10 protein-coding genes are annotated in these 15,796 nt (G+C 37.7%); 1 reads left to right on the forward strand and 9 read right to left on the reverse strand.

The window, feature by feature from the left end:
* Nucleotides 1–257: 257 nt before the first annotated feature.
* Together AB1284_RS21145 and AB1284_RS21150 are read right to left on the reverse strand one after the other, a co-directional pair.
* The gene (locus tag AB1284_RS21145; RefSeq protein WP_429753126.1) at nucleotides 258–3,437 is read right to left on the reverse strand and encodes a bifunctional cytochrome P450/NADPH--P450 reductase; all 3,180 of its coding nucleotides are present in this window, start codon (nucleotides 3,435–3,437) and stop codon (nucleotides 258–260) included.
* A 192-nt stretch (nucleotides 3,438–3,629) separates the two neighbouring features.
* On the reverse strand, nucleotides 3,630–4,373 hold the full coding sequence (locus tag AB1284_RS21150) for an SDR family NAD(P)-dependent oxidoreductase (protein WP_429753125.1): 744 nt from the start codon (nucleotides 4,371–4,373) through the stop codon (nucleotides 3,630–3,632).
* A 125-nt stretch (nucleotides 4,374–4,498) separates the two neighbouring features.
* On the opposite strand from AB1284_RS21150, the gene AB1284_RS21155 reads away from it, so the two are divergent.
* Nucleotides 4,499–5,392, forward strand: a complete 894-nt coding sequence (locus tag AB1284_RS21155) for a LysR family transcriptional regulator (RefSeq protein WP_429753124.1) — start codon at nucleotides 4,499–4,501, stop codon at nucleotides 5,390–5,392.
* Nucleotides 5,393–5,796: 404 nt separating this feature from the next.
* Here the strand turns inward: AB1284_RS21155 and AB1284_RS21160 are convergent, their stop codons facing one another.
* The 7 genes from AB1284_RS21160 to secA all read right to left on the reverse strand — a co-directional run bounded on the left by AB1284_RS21160 (nucleotide 5,797) and on the right by secA (nucleotide 15,648).
* On the reverse strand, nucleotides 5,797–6,999 hold the full coding sequence (locus AB1284_RS21160; RefSeq protein ID WP_429753123.1) for a PDZ domain-containing protein: 1,203 nt from the start codon (nucleotides 6,997–6,999) through the stop codon (nucleotides 5,797–5,799).
* A gap of 239 nt (nucleotides 7,000–7,238) precedes the next feature.
* Nucleotides 7,239–8,672 carry a S41 family peptidase gene (locus AB1284_RS21165; RefSeq protein WP_429753122.1) on the reverse strand — a complete coding sequence of 478 codons (1,434 nt, stop codon included), beginning with the start codon at nucleotides 8,670–8,672 and terminating at the stop codon, nucleotides 7,239–7,241.
* A gap of 122 nt (nucleotides 8,673–8,794) precedes the next feature.
* On the reverse strand, nucleotides 8,795–9,688 hold the full coding sequence (gene ftsX / locus AB1284_RS21170) for a permease-like cell division protein FtsX (protein ID WP_429753121.1): 894 nt from the start codon (nucleotides 9,686–9,688) through the stop codon (nucleotides 8,795–8,797).
* Nucleotides 9,678–10,364: a cell division ATP-binding protein FtsE gene (ftsE, locus tag AB1284_RS21175; RefSeq protein WP_429753120.1), complete on the reverse strand. Its 687-nt coding sequence runs from the start codon at nucleotides 10,362–10,364 to the stop codon at nucleotides 9,678–9,680. The genes ftsX and ftsE overlap by 11 nt, the downstream gene beginning before the upstream one ends.
* Before the next feature lie 475 nt (nucleotides 10,365–10,839).
* Nucleotides 10,840–11,169, reverse strand: coding sequence for a cytochrome c551 (cccB, locus tag AB1284_RS21180; protein ID WP_429753119.1), 330 nt, complete (start codon nucleotides 11,167–11,169; stop codon nucleotides 10,840–10,842).
* 578 nt (nucleotides 11,170–11,747) lie between these two features.
* A protein-coding gene (gene prfB, locus AB1284_RS21185) for a peptide chain release factor 2 (RefSeq protein WP_429753118.1) occupies nucleotides 11,748–12,846 on the reverse strand; the annotation gives its coding sequence in 2 pieces (ribosomal slippage) (nucleotides 11,748–12,773 and nucleotides 12,775–12,846; 1,098 coding nt in all).
* 291 nt (nucleotides 12,847–13,137) lie between these two features.
* Complete coding sequence (gene secA / locus AB1284_RS21190; protein WP_429753117.1) at nucleotides 13,138–15,648, reverse strand: preprotein translocase subunit SecA; 2,511 nt, start codon at nucleotides 15,646–15,648, stop codon at nucleotides 13,138–13,140.
* Nucleotides 15,649–15,796: the final 148 nt, after the last annotated feature.

Genomic DNA, 15,796 nt, shown 5'->3' on the forward strand with positions numbered 1-15,796 from the left:
AGTATATAAACCTAAAGTAAAACTATAATCAAGTAATCCACATTGTTAATTTTAACATGGAGTTCAGCAGAGATGTGTGCAAAACCAAATCACAGGGATATGGCAGCGATTTTTTTGGGAGTATGACTATCAATCTAAGAAAATAAATAAAAACCTAGCTATCCAATATGAAGAACACATAAATGAATAACTAGGTTTTTTACGATATTTATATTAATGAGCTACCGCCATATCACCATCAAATAAAAAAATAAAATTTATATACCTGCCCAAACATCCTTTGCATATCTTCCCTCATGTTGCAAATGATCTAGCCAACCTTTTGCTTTCTGCTCATCAACACCGTGATAAACTTGATAGCTTTCACATAAAGTTCTCTCTACATCTGGAGCCATTCGACTTCCATCTCCACATACATAAAGTTGACCACCCTCATCAAGCAAACGAATTAATTTTTCTGCATCCTGCTTCATAAGATGTTGTACGTATGTTTTAGGTTGCCCCTCTAAACGAGAGAATGCTGTGTGAAGCATGACTAATCCATCCTCCCCAGCACGTTCTAGCTCTTCACGGTACAGATAATCCTGTTCAGGATGACGACAGCCAAAATACAAATGTGCTTCTCCCAATTTATGCCCCTCTTGCTTTTGAACGCGACGTGCTTGCAAAAATCCTAAGAATGGAGCAACTCCTGTTCCAGGTCCAACCATAATAATTGGCTTCTCAGGATTTTCCGGCAAGTGAAACCCTGATTGTGGATTACGGATAAAACATGCGATAGTATCCCCTACTTGGCGCTCGGCCAAATAGTTTGAAGCAACTCCCAAGTATTCACCACGCCCGCTCCATGATAGTCCTCTTACAACACCGACCGTGATACTCGCACGATTCGAAACAATTTGCGGTGAACTAGAAATTGAATAGTATCGTACTTTTAGCGGTGGAAGAAGTTCTACAAACCTTTCAAATGGCAATTCACAAGCAGGATATTTCTCAAGTAAATCAAGCATAGTCGTACGTTTTTGAAGAATATTTGTTTTGTATGCATCTTCCTCTAAAAGATCTTCTAACTCTCGTTTATGAGGCGGACAAACAGTATGTGCTGCTAATTCACGAAGTTGCGTCCGTGTCACCGGCTCTTGTAATTCAACATAATTTGCAAGCAATTCATAAACACACACAGACTGCTCTAAAGGAAGATGTGCAATGCTGTGATCATTTCCGCTCAGAAGAAGAACATCTTTCCCACTTAATCTATATCGTTGTAAAACACGTTCTACAAGATCTGTTCTATTCTGTGGTAAGACTCCTAAATGATCACCCTCTTGGTATTGAATACCTTCCGGTAAAGTAATTTCAATATGGCGCGTACTGTGTGCACTCTCCTCTGTTTGAAGTTCACGGTTTTCTATAACATACGCTGAAAGTGCATTATACGTTTTCGCCAGAGGCGTACTTGTCAATTCGCTAACAAATTGTAATTTCAGTTTATTTTCTGAACGTTTTTCATTTTTATTAACTTCTAAATTCAAAGCTTTTGCTACATCTTCCCATAGCTGATTTTGCCATTCATCAAATTGGAACTCAAAGTCTTCACTCACGTCACCCTCGCCACGTATAGTCAAACGAGTCGCACCCTTTAAGACCAATTGTTCGTCAATCAATCTTGGAATACGTTGATATGTGCTAGCCCAATTACGGTCGCCGCATCCAAAAACAGCATAATTTACTCCTTTAAGAGTTTCGTCTTCTAACTCGCTTATCCAATGGACAAATTCCTTTGCGTTATCAGGTGGATTACCATTGTATGAAGCAGTAATAATACATACGACTCCATCTCTAGGAAGCTTTTCAGTATACTCATCAAGCGGCGCCACTTCACTCTCAAATCCTTGAAAGCGAGCAGTGTCAGCAAGTTTTCGTGCCAGTCCTTCCGCTGTTCCAAGGTTTGATCCATAAAGTACGAGTAGCGGTGTATCATGCGAATCGACAACAGTTTTAAAGTTATGTTTTACTTCTTGTTCTGTTGGCACCGTAACTTTTGAATCAGAAACAGCGAAGGTAACTTTTTTATTACGCGGCTTGACGCACATAGTAAATCCATCTGGTTTCAAAGTTAATGTTTCCTTAACTTTTAATTGATAGTCTGTATGGTTGATAATTTCAAAATGTTGAAGAATCATACCTAATACTAAGGTAGCTTCCTGAAGTGCAAATTGCTGTCCAATACAAGCTCTTTGTCCATTCCCAAATGGCTTATATGCATGCGGAGCGATTTGTTCAATATTCTCAAATCTCTCAGGTCGGAAATCTTCAACATCATCCCCCCATACACTCGTATCACGGTGAAGCTTTGGTATGAGAACTGTAACCTCTCTTCCCTTTTCTATATGGTACTTTCCACCAAGAAGTGTATCTTCTTTTGCACAAAGTGAAATGGCTGGCGCTGTTGGCCATAAACGCAATGTCTCATTGAGAATCATACGAATGTATTTCAGTTTTTGAACCTGACCATATGCAGGAATCGGCTCCGTTAAAACTCTATCTACTTCTTCATATGCCTTCTTAAGCTTATCCGGATTTTTCAAAAGGAAATATAGTGCAAATGACAATAAACCACTAGTCGTCTCATGTCCGGCTATTAAAAAAGTAATGATTTGAAAACGAATATTTTCATCATCCAACATTTCACCTGTTTGCGGATCTTTCCCATTCAGCATATGAGCTAGTAAGTCATCCCCATCTCGATTATCACTTTCTTTACGCTCTGCAATAATATTATCTACCAAATCAAACATAGATTGAATATCTTGCTTAAATTGACGTTTCTTCATAACCATTAATTTATCTTGTATACCTAAACGTTGAGATTGATTCATGGCCTCTTCAAGCGAACGAACCATGCTAGTAATAAAAGGATGCGGAGTATCACGATAAAAGCTATTAAAACGGTAATTAAATCCACATAACCCAATCGTATCTAGCGTAAGACGTGTCATGTCTTCTGGTACATCAATACTTTCATTAGGATTGAGACGCTCCCACTTTTGAACCAATTGCACAGCAAGATCAACCATCATAGAGTGATATCCCTTCATAGCTTGTTGACTAAAACTAGGAAGGAGAATATTATGTGCCTTATGCCAGTTTGGTTCGTTTGTCCAGCTCGTAAATAACCCGTCTCCAGTAAATGCACGAACATTTTGCAAAGCGGTTCCAACGCTCTTTTCAAAACGAGATTCATCACATACCTCTGCCGCTAATTCATGATTAGAAACAATGGTACGAGTCCTTCCAGGCAATTCAAGTTGAAAAATTGGTCCATACTCATACGAAAGCTTTAAAATTGATTGTATAGGTTCCTCTCCCTTTAACAACGGTAAATTGCCAAGTGGCCCGAAAGTTTTAGGCTGCGGAATATTGCTAGTCCCTTTCATGTAAAAAAATCCTTTCCTTAATAAAGTGAAACTTTCATCAGTGGAAATTTTTTATGTCCATTGATGAAAGCCCGAAAAATTTATACGTTCTATCGTGGACATTTGGATCATAAACAAAATGATTTAACGTAATATTCAAAAAATATTACGTGTATTTATATTTAAAAACTAGAAAAATCACATTTATGTTCATTATTTAAATGAAGCATATCCATGGTCAGCCATTACTACACTCCCATTAATAGCATCTGCTTCTTCTAATGAAAGAAGGTAGACTACATCAGCAAGTGCTTCTGGATTCGTTAACTCATTGCCCATAACCTTCGTTTTCATAGATTCAATCATACTATCGTTATATCCATGAAGAATAGGTGTATCAACAACCCCTGGTGCTACCGCTACTACACGAATTCCGTATTCAGCTAATTCAAGAGCTGCAGATTTTGTCATCATAATAACAGCACCTTTTGTTGCGTGATATGCAAATGTACCTGGAGAAGCTAAGAATCCAAAAACAGAAGCTGTATTTATAATGACACCTTTTATATTTAATTCTTTCATTTTCTTTCCTGCTGCTATAATTCCATAGGCAACACCATGTTGATTAACCCCAATTACTTTCTCATAGCGATCCATATTTTGATTAAGCACTGGACCTGCCCCGCCAATTCCAGCATTGTTAAACATAATATCAATTCGGCCATACGTTTCTACTGCAATATGAACTAGATTTTCTACTTCCTCGTATTGTGAAACATCCGTCTTAACAAAAATAGCTGTTCCACCTTCAGCTTTAATGATTTCTACAGTTTCTTTTCCGCCTGCTTCATTCACATCAGCGACTACCACTTGATCCCCTTTTCTTGCAAATTTGATACATGTGTGTCGACCAATTCCACTTCCTCCACCTGTAATTACAGCAACTCTTCTTGTCATCGTAACTTTCCCTCCTATACACTATAAGATTTGTTGCAATAATTGTAACACTTCTATACATTAAATATTATTAAAACATACTTACCATTACTTAAGTAAGACTTAATAAAAGAGGTCGTGTTTATATGAACATTGAGCAATTAGAGTATATTGTTGAGGTCACAAATACAGGTTCTTTAACCATTGCAGCACAAAATATGCATGTCACATTATCTGCTATCAGTCAATCTATCTCAGCATTGGAAGCAGAACTAGGGATATCATTGTTTACACGTTCTCGATTAGGTACAATCCCTACCGCTGAAGGAAAAATTATTATTAAAAAGGCCGCTGAAACACTAGAGAAACTTCAAGAGTTAAAAGATGAGGCTCACGGGTTCGCAAATACTGTACGTGGTGAACTAAGAATTGCAACAATTCCAGGTCCTATGTCCTTATTGGTTCATACAGTAACAAATTTTAAAAAGGATTATCCAAATGTAAAAATAGAGATATTTGAAAAAGGTTCACAGGAAATACTAGATGATATTCGTCAACATAAGATTGACATAGGTCTAATTATTCTATTTGAAGACATTATCCATAAAAATAATGGATTATTGTTTGAACCATTGTTAAAAGGGAAAATGGTTATTGGAGTCAACAGTAATTCACCCTTAGCATTTAACAAATCCATTACTCCCGAAGAACTGTTAACCCATTCTCTAGTTTTATACAAAGATGATTACGTTGAATGGTTTATGAGCCAATTTGCAGCCGCATATGGCCCTGCTGATATTCTTTTTACCACTAACAATACAGATGCCATCCAAAAAGCGATTAAAGACGGATTAGCTATCACTGTTGGTCCCGATTATTCTTTTGCTAGTGAATCTACTTTACTAAAAAAAGACATTGTAATGATTGAACTTGAAATTCCTAAACAGCAAGATGTCTATTTTGCATGGGTGCATTCAGAGGGAAAACATTATTCTCAAATCTGTAAGAACTTCATTACTAGATTGAAACATGAACTTTAACGTACAATGAAACGGAAATGATGAAAAAATTGATACATTATGAATCTAACAATAATTTTCGATACCCTACCTCTATATTAGTTCTGATGCAAAATCGCAAGACCCTTGTAAAAAATCTATTAAATTAAACAGCGAAATGAATGCTGGCTGGAAGCGATAAAAAGAATAAAAAAGGACAGACCTTTCAAAATGAGAAGTCTGTCCAAAAACACATACACTGATTTCATACTATTCAATTTCACCGCATAGTATGAGATCACGTTAGTAATCTACACTTATATTTTTAATCTCTATATTGTTCACACCAGAACCCTTACACAATAATTTCCATCCTTATCAATCAATTGCGAAAAAGGTTCGGTTAGTTTTGAAACAATTCCGGTTAATTATGAAAACTCACAGCATCACACAACTTCCGTATCCCACTTATGTTCTTGTTCTACAAAAATAAGACCCAGTTCATGATGCTCTCCTGCATAAATCGCATGTTGTACAAGACGAAGTTCACCATTCATATCAACAACTTCCATTTTACAAAAAGCACCTGTTGTTTTTGATTGCAGAGCATTGTAAAACTCGTCTACATTGGTCGGAATGATTCCATTCACTTTCACAATCATTTCCCCAGGTATCAAGTCCATCGTTGCTCCAGCTGTACCTGGAATTGTGTCTAATACGACTAAGCCCTGATCACGAGAGGAAAAATATGCAGGACGCTTTTCATCCTGTAAACGTTCTTGTACAGTAATCGTCAAACGTCCAAGCATTGCTGCTCCCATGGCCACAATTGCTAGTGTGTGCCACCAATAACTTGCTATTCCTAATAGAAGAACAACTGCAGCTAGTCCAAATACACGACGACCTGTAAATAGCAACGCTCCTTTTGGCTCAAAACTTTTAATCGTTCTCGTAAATCCAATTAAAAATGGAAGTAAGAATAAAGAAAACTTTTGCGACCCTACAGACACAACTGGCCACCAAGACACAAATTGCGTTATGGCGTCACCTGGTACAAGAACAAATAGCGGTACTAACCATAATCTTTTGGATTCATGCAGTCCAATATTTAAACCACGTTTTCCTTTTCGTAATTTCGGCGTCGAATAGTTCGCTGCGTTCTTAGAAATAAGCAAACCTTCCACAACTAACATAAGTCCAAGTAAAATCGCTAATGACACGACACTGCTCTCTTCTCCTTGGCGAAGCTGCAAGAAGGAGAATGGTAATTTTGAAGATAATAACGTCGCTGCAATTGCAATGCCGAATGTGTATGCAGGAGATAAGTATCTATATTGAACAATAAGAGCAAATAATACCGTCCAAATTGCGATCATAAATATATTTGCTTCTGAGATAACAAGCCCCATTCCAACTGTAATCAATGATAGAATGAGTCCAAAGCCAATTCCTGCGAATGCAGATGTACGTATTTCATACAAAACATCATACACTTTAAAAGAAAAATCTTTTCGTTCTCGTAATACTCGTAAATATCCAACTAAAAAGCTACTTATAAAGAAAATATACAAAGCAGGATGTGCAAAAAAACGCACAATTGCCTTCACAACTTCTAACGACCAAGCCTCCACGAAACGATTCACCACCATTTATAGTATAATTCATTTCTTCCTGTATTTAATGGGCAGTGAGATTTCCTGCCTACAAGAATTTGATTTCCATTATGTAGGATATGCCCCCCAAAAATGGAAGTTTTATTTTATCTTATCACAATTAATCAAACGTTTGTTTAACACATAAAAAAATATACAGGCTGCGTAAGCCTGTATATTTTTTTACCTTCCATCAGTGGAGTTTTTTCATCTCCCACTGATGGTTAAGTTGAACTTTATTTCGCCATTAATTTTAAAGCTGTTTGTAACTGCAGATCGTTTTCACCAGAACGAATTTTTTCAACAATTTTGTTTTGGATTGTTTCTGCTGTTTTTTTATCAAGCTGGCCCGTTGCATCCATATCGCTTGCATGTTGGAATGCTTTCACAGCCGCTTCTGTTTCTTTACTAAAATAGCCATCTTCACGCCCTGGTTCATATCCAAGACTCTTTAACATCTCTTGTGCATGCTTCACTTGGTCATCGTTATCATTGTAGGACAACGTTTTTTCAATTTGAATTGGCGTTGCATAATAATAATCAGGCTGCTTCACTTCAACCGTCGGTTTAATTCCTTTTTTATGAATCCAATTGCCGTCCGGTGTTAACCATTTAAACATCGTTAGTTTAATGTTACTGCCATCCGTAAACGGTACAGCTTGCTGAACAGTTCCCTTACCAAATGTTTTCTCACCAATAAGAGGATAACCTCCTCCTTCACTTAAAGCTCCTGCTAAAATTTCAGAAGCAGATGCGCTGCCTTTATCGACTAATACAGAAATAGGATATGGTTTCTTCTCTTTTAATGATGTGTAGAACTTTTGTTTTTCGCCATTACGTTGTTCTATTTGAAGCATTGGCTTTTTGTCTGTCATCAACACTTTTAAAATATCTTCGACACTCGTTAAATAACCACCTGGATTTCCACGTACATCAATAACAAGCCCTTGTATATTTTTCTTTTCAAGATCTTTCAATTGATCTTTAAACTCTTTTGCTGTTTTTTCAGAGAATGATGTGATTTGCATATACCCAATGTCTTTCCCATTCTCTTTCTTCACAGAGCTAAATACAGTGAAAATCGGAATTTTATCACGCTTAATTTTAAATGTTAACGGATCACTAACTCCGGAACGTTTTACCTCAAGCGTAACCGTTGTTCCTTGCTTTCCGCGAATTTTCATAACTGCTTCTTCGCGGGATAAATCTTTTACACTGTTTCCATCGACTGATAAAATTTGATCATTCGGTTTAAGACCAGCTTTTTCTGCTGGAGAATCCTTAATCGGTGAAACAATCATTAACTTATCATCCGTTTTGTTTACTTCAGCACCAATTCCTTCTAACTCTGGATCAAGCGATTGCTCAAATTGCGTTGCTGTTTTCTTATCCATGTATGTAGAGTATGGATCTTTCAGCGTTGCAAGCATCCCTTGAATAGCCCCTTCAACAAGCTTGTCATCTTTCACATCTTCAACATAACGTGAATCAATTAGTGCATACGCTTCGCGAATTTTATCCAAATCCGCTTGTTTTACATTGGCATCTTTCCCTGTAATTGATTGCACTGTGTAAGAGCCATTTCCAAGCCAATACATACCTGCAAACATTCCGCCGGCGCCAACTAAAAACGCAACAATCATTCCAATAATCGCAACTCTACGTTTCAATGCGGAATTCCCCTTTCCGAACACACAATGGTGTATGAAAAGGCATCACACATTGTGCGATGCCTTTATCTATTTCTACTATATGATAAGCTTGTACGAAATATGTTTGCAACTTTTTACGCTTATATTTTTAAGAAACGACGGATTGACATAACGCTTCCCCACATACCGATTAATGCACCGATCAGCATTAATAATGCAGATAGCTCGAAAACAAACGGGCTATATGAAAGCAACTCAAAAATTGTTCCGTTAAATTTCTCATTAAACATAACTTGAAGTGAATTATATGAACTTAAAATCACAATAATTGGAATGATCGACCCTAGTACACCTAAGAATAACCCTTCTAATAAGAATGGCCAACGAATAAACCAGTTTGTCGCTCCAACAAGTTTCATGATTTCAATTTCTGTGCTTCGTGCATAAATTGTAATTTTAATTGTATTAGAGATTAAGAACATTGCTGTAAATAAAAGACCAGCAATTAATACAATACCAATATTACGACCAGCTTTTACTGTATCAAATAATTTTTCTACTTCACCTTGTCCGTATTGTACTTTATTTACAAATTGCATTTTTCCAATTTGCTTTGCAATACTTGCTGTATCAGTTGGTTCTTTTGCTTTTACAACATATACGTCTTTTAACGGATTATCTTGCTCAAATAGCTCAAATGATTTCCCGCTATCTCCTAAACTTTTAATCAATCTTTTTAATTCTTCATCTTTAGAAGAAAATGTAATAGTATCGACTTTCGAAATCTTTGAAATGCCTTCTTTTAATTTCTTTTGATCTTCTTTCGTAGCCGCTGGATCAATGTGTACACGAATCTCTACATCTTGCTCTACGTTCGTTGCAAAATGGTTCATATTCATAATTGCTGTTAAAAAGACACCTACAAGCAGTAATGTAACTGTTACTGCACTTACAGAAGCAAATGTCATCCATCCATTACGGGATAAATTTTTGACACCTTCTCGTAAATGTCGACTAAGGGTTTTAGTCTTCATATCCGTATCCTCCCTCAATCTCGTCTCGAACAATCTTTCCATCTTCTATCGCAATTACACGATGGCGAATTGTATTTACAATATCCGCATTGTGCGTTGCCATAATAATTGTTGTACCACGATCATTAATGCGTTTGAAAATATTCATAATATCCATCGCTGTATCCATATCAAGGTTACCTGTTGGTTCATCGGCAATTACAACCTTCGGACGATTTACAATCGCTCTAGCAATTGCAATACGTTGTTGTTCACCACCAGAAAGCTCACTTGGCAATGCCTCAGCACGATCCTCAAGACCTACAAGACCTAACACTTCCATAACACGCTCACGAATCACGTCTCGCTCTTCTTCAATTACTTCTAAAGCAAACGCAACATTTTCATATACAGTTAACTTCGGAAGCAATTTAAAATCTTGGAAAATCACGCCTAGCTGGCGACGGAAATACGGTACATCGCGCTCTGCTAACGATTCAATTACTAAACCATTTACATTAATAGAACCTGTAGTTGGTTTCTCTTCACGATACATCATTTTAATAAATGTAGATTTCCCGGCTCCACTCGGTCCTACTACATATACAAATTCACCTTGCTTAATTTTAACTGTGAGTCCATTAACGGCTTTCATGCCATTTGGATACTCCTTATAAACATTCGTCATTGTTATCATTATTTATCACCCAATATTAATGATTTTTTTCGACACTTTATACTCTTGGTTGTTTAGCTATAGCAATCGCAGTATTCAAGCTCTTGCTGCGTCTCTAAATAATCGCTATTTCTGCTTCTTATGTATGTAAAAATTTTTCTTCAAAATTCTACAAAAGACACTACGCCCTACATTGTACCATTATTCGGTTTCCAATTCGGATACAAGTTTGTTACAGTTGTGTTACATAGCATAGAATATATGACATGACACAAACAAATAAGACCTTCTATTACCAAGCAAAAAGGTCTTATTTGTTTGAATTTCATACAGCGATGGCTGAAGGCTGCCGCATAAGAATGGCCCTTCTTTTCTGTCCAGCTCTGCCTCCTAGCCCCTCATGTCTAAGAACCTTGCACACGAGAAGGTAAAAAACACCTTCTGTGTGCAAGAACCTTAGCCAACAGGGCTGAACAATCGGCTCCGCTTTTCGTTCTTATTTCTTCTCAGATAGCCATGTTGCTACTTTTTTCGCGTCTTCACCTTGGATTACACCAGCTGGCATAATACCGCGGCCTTTAGCGATAATTTTTTCAATATCTTGTTCTGAATATTTTCCGCCCACTTTTTCTAGCGATGGTCCGGATAATCCTTTTAGATCATTACCATGGCATCCTGCACAGCTTTTTTGGAATATTTTTTCAGCGCTATCTGTGCTTGCTTCTTGACTAGGACTAGAAGGTTTACTTTCTTCCTTTGTCCCGCATGCGCCTAATGTAAGAGCTACTGATGCACCTAATACAGTCATCAACAATTTCTTTTTCATCTATATCGCTCCTCGCTGTTAATTAACCCCTCAATAGCATTATAATGATTTCCCTGCAATTTCAAAACTTCCCTGCATAACCAATATTACCCTAAACGAGAAGAAACGCTTACAGGCATAATGCTTTTCAGTAATTGTTTCAATTTCGTGAACAAATGATATGATGCAAAATAACGAGTTTTCATCGTACACAAGATATGAAAATCATCCTATTTTTTTAATCAATTACTTCTAACATTTTGTTATTTTCTACTTTTTACAAAACAATATACAAGCTTGTATGCTACAACTATACCCACCAAAAAGAGAAGTTGCCTCGCAACTTCTCTCCTCTTTCTCTCCCTCTAGAAAGAAGGCATACTTCTCATTTCCTCACGTATGTGCCAACGACCTGTTGGCATTTTTTTCGTACTGATGGAAGTTTCACTTTATCCCGCACTAACGCGCAGTAAAACTCCCACCTCATAATTCTGAGAAATCAAAGAAGAGAGGCGGGAGTTAACTGCCCATAAGAGCCCGATTGGTTCAACTAACCATCTGCGGGGATAAACCCTCCCACTGATGGAAGTTTCACTTTATTAAATACGAGAACGTAAATATGCATCAATAAACGGGTCAATTTCTCCGTCCATAACCGCTTGAACATTCCCAATCTCTGTATTTGTACGGTGATCTTTTACAAGGGAATATGGATGGAATACATATGAACGAATTTGGCTTCCCCATCCGATTTCTTTTTGCTCACCGCGAATTTCATCAAGTTCTGCTTGTTGTTCTTCTAACTTTTGTTGGTACAATTTCGCTTTCAACATTTTCATTGCATGTTCACGGTTTTTAATTTGTGAACGCTCAGATTGACATGTTACCACGACGTTTGTTGGAATATGTGTGATACGTACAGCTGAGTCAGTCGTATTAATATGCTGTCCACCTGCACCGCTCGCACGGTACGTATCTATTTTTAAATCTTCTGTACGCACTTCAATTTCAATATCATCGTTAAACTCTGGTACAACTTCACAAGATACGAACGATGTATGACGACGGCCTGATGAATCGAATGGCGAAATACGCACAAGACGATGCACGCCTTTTTCTGCTTTTAAATAACCGTAAGCATTATGTCCTTTAATTAATAACGTAACACTTTTAATTCCCGCTTCATCACCAGGAAGATAATCTAACGTTTCTACTTTAAAGCCGCGTTTTTCTGCCCAGCGTGTATACATACGAAGCAACATAGAACCCCAATCTTGTGATTCTGTTCCACCCGCACCTGGATGTAACTCTAAAATAGCATTATTCTTATCATATTCTTCACTTAGTAATAGTTGAAGTTCGTATTCATTCATATCTGCAGATAAAGTTTTTACTTCTTCTTCAAGCTCCGCATGCAATTCTTCATCGTACTCTTCTTTCACAAGTTCATGCGTTACTTCTAGATTTTCAAACGTTTCATTAAGCGTATTAAACTTACCAACCATATCTTTTAAAGCATTTGTTTCATTGATGACTGTTTGCGCACTTTTTTGATCATCCCAAAAGCCTGCACCCATCATAATTTCTTCTAGTTCTGCAATTCGCTTTTCTTTTCCAGCGAGGTCAAAGAGACCCCCTAAAAGCCGCTAATCTCTTAGCCATTTTCTCTAGTTCTTGTCTAATTTCTACTAATTCCATTTTGGTCACCTCTATGCAATTACTATTACTTTTCTCAATTACCTTGCTGCTTGCGGGCAGTAAGACCCCACTTCATTTTATACGAACAACAAGGCAAACTCTCTCTGCTTTTGCGAGAGAGAGTTCATCTCTTGTTATTATATGAATGATTATGAAAATTTTCCATCTATGAGGTAAAACATTCTAAACAGGCTACTTCTGCTTTTCTTTATTCTCTAGCTTTAGCGGCTAGAATGTTCGGTGCTTCGCGCCTTCCTCCTCACATTCTAAACGAGCCGCTTCCGCTTTTCTTTATTTCCCGATTCCACAGCAGTTTTTGTATTTTTTCCCGCTGCCACATTTGCATAAGTCGTTACGGCCTGTTTGTTCGCCTTTTACAACTGGTTTCTTTTTCGCAGCTTCATCTCCATCTTTTGGATGAATCGCTTCTCCTTGCGCTACTTCTTGACGTTCTAAGTTTTGTTCGATTTCTGCTTTCATAATATAACGAGAAATCTCTTCTTCAATAGAGGCAATCATCGCTTCAAACATCGCAAAGCCTTCCATTTGATATTCACGAAGCGGATCGATTTGACCATATGCACGTAAATGAATACCTTCACGTAAGTGATCCATCGCGTCAATATGATCCATCCATTTCGAGTCTACAACGCGGAATACAACTACTTTTTCAAATTCACGTATTTGTTCTTCCGGCATTTGTGCTTCCTTCTCGTCGTAGCGCTCTTTCACTTTCGCAAAAATGCTATCGATCATTTCTTCTGGCGCTAAGCGGCGTAATTCTTCTTCTTTCATATCACCGTCTTGCAGAAGACTTGTATTTAAGTATTCAACAAGACCAGCAATGTTCCATTCTTCTTCTAATTCCTCTTGCGTATGAAGAGCTACAACACGTTCTACTGTAGAATGCATCATTCCTTCAATAATGCCGCGCAGATTATCTGATTCCATTACATCTTGACGCTGCTTATAAATAACTTCACGCTGCTGACGAAGTACATCGTCGTATTGAAGAAGCTGTTTACGAGCATCGTAGTTATTACCTTCTACTCGTTTTTGTGCAGATTCAACAGCGCGAGATACCATTTTACTTTCGATTGGCTGTGAATCATCCATACCGAGACGATCCATCATCGCTTTCATATTATCAGAACCGAAGCGGCGCATCAGTTCATCTTCCATTGATAAGTAGAACTGCGTCACACCAGGATCTCCTTGACGTCCTGAACGACCGCGCAGCTGATTATCAATGCGTCGGCTTTCATGACGCTCTGTACCAATAACAGATAAACCACCGTTTTCACGTACGCCTTCTGCAAGTTTAATATCCGTACCACGTCCAGCCATGTTCGTTGCAATTGTCACTGCACCTGGATGACCTGCTTCAGCGATAATTTCCGCTTCGCGTGCATGGTTTTTCGCATTTAAGACATTATGGCGCACACCTTTTCTCGTTAACATCTTCGAAATTAACTCGGACGTTTCAATTGCTACTGTACCAACAAGAACTGGCTGCCCTTTTTTATGACGATCAACAATATCATTTACAACCGCATTAAATTTCCCTTCCATCGTTTTGAAAATTAAATCTGCACGGTCATCACGAACAATCGGTTTATTCGTTGGAATAACGATAACTTGCATATTATAGATGTTACGGAATTCCTCTTCTTCTGTTTTCGCTGTTCCTGTCATCCCAGAAAGCTTCGCATACATACGGAAGTAGTTTTGGAATGTAATTGTTGCAAGCGTCATACTTTCATTTTGAATTTCTACGCCCTCTTTTGCCTCGATTGCTTGGTGCAATCCTTCACTGTAACGGCGACCTTTCATAAGACGACCTGTAAATTGGTCAACAATTACGATTTCGCCTTCTTGTACAACATAATCTGTATCACGCTGCATCACAACATGAGCACGTAACGCTTGGTTAATATGGTGAAGAAGCGCTACATGTTTTAAATCAAATAAATTTTCAATGTGGAATGATTTTTCTGCTTTGTTGATCCCTTCTTCTGTCAACATAACATTTTTCGTTTTCACATCAAATGTATATTCTTTTTCATTCGTTAATGTACGAACAAATGCATTTGCAAATAAATATAATTCCGTAGACTTTTGCGCTTGTCCAGAAATAATAAGCGGCGTACGTGCTTCATCAATTAAAATTGAATCTACTTCATCGATAATGGCAAAGTGAAGTGAACGTTGTACGCGTTGTTCTTTATAAAGCACCATATTATCACGTAAATAGTCAAAGCCAAGTTCATTATTCGTACTGTACGTAATATCAGCAGCATACGCGGCTTGCTTCTCTTCTCGTGACATATGATTTAAATTGATACCAACTGTTAAACCAAGAAACTCATGTAATTGCCCCATCTCATTTGCATCACGCTGCGCTAAGTATTCATTCACTGTAACAACGTGAACACCTTTTCCTGCAAGAGCATTTAAATATACTGGTAATGTAGAAGTTAACGTTTTACCTTCCCCTGTCTTCATCTCAGAGATATTCCCTTCATGCAGGGCAATACCACCCATTAACTGAACAGGATATGGACGCATGCCAAGTACACGTGTTGCCGCTTCACGTACAACTGCAAAAGCTTCTGGCAGTAAATCGTCTACTGTTTCACCTTTTGTTAATCGCTCTTTAAACTCGACTGTTTTTCCTTTTAATTGTTCATCTGTCAGTGGTGACATTTGAGGTGCTAATGCTTCGATTTGATCCACGGTTTTTTGCATACGTTTTACGTGACGTTCATTTCCATCAAACACCTTTTTTAAAATACCGATCATGGGAATACGCTCCTCTTTTATCAAAATAAAACTTCCATCAGTGTTATTCGTTACTGCTCTTTTCACCGATTGGTCGCTATAATACTCAATCTGATTACTTTACTAAAAAATAGGGTTCTTTTACTTAAAAAAGTGTAAACCTACTGAC

The sequence above is a fragment of the Bacillus sp. S2(2024) genome, from assembly GCF_050474045.1.
Lineage (GTDB): Bacteria > Bacillota > Bacilli > Bacillales > Bacillaceae_G > Bacillus_A > Bacillus_A yunxiaonensis.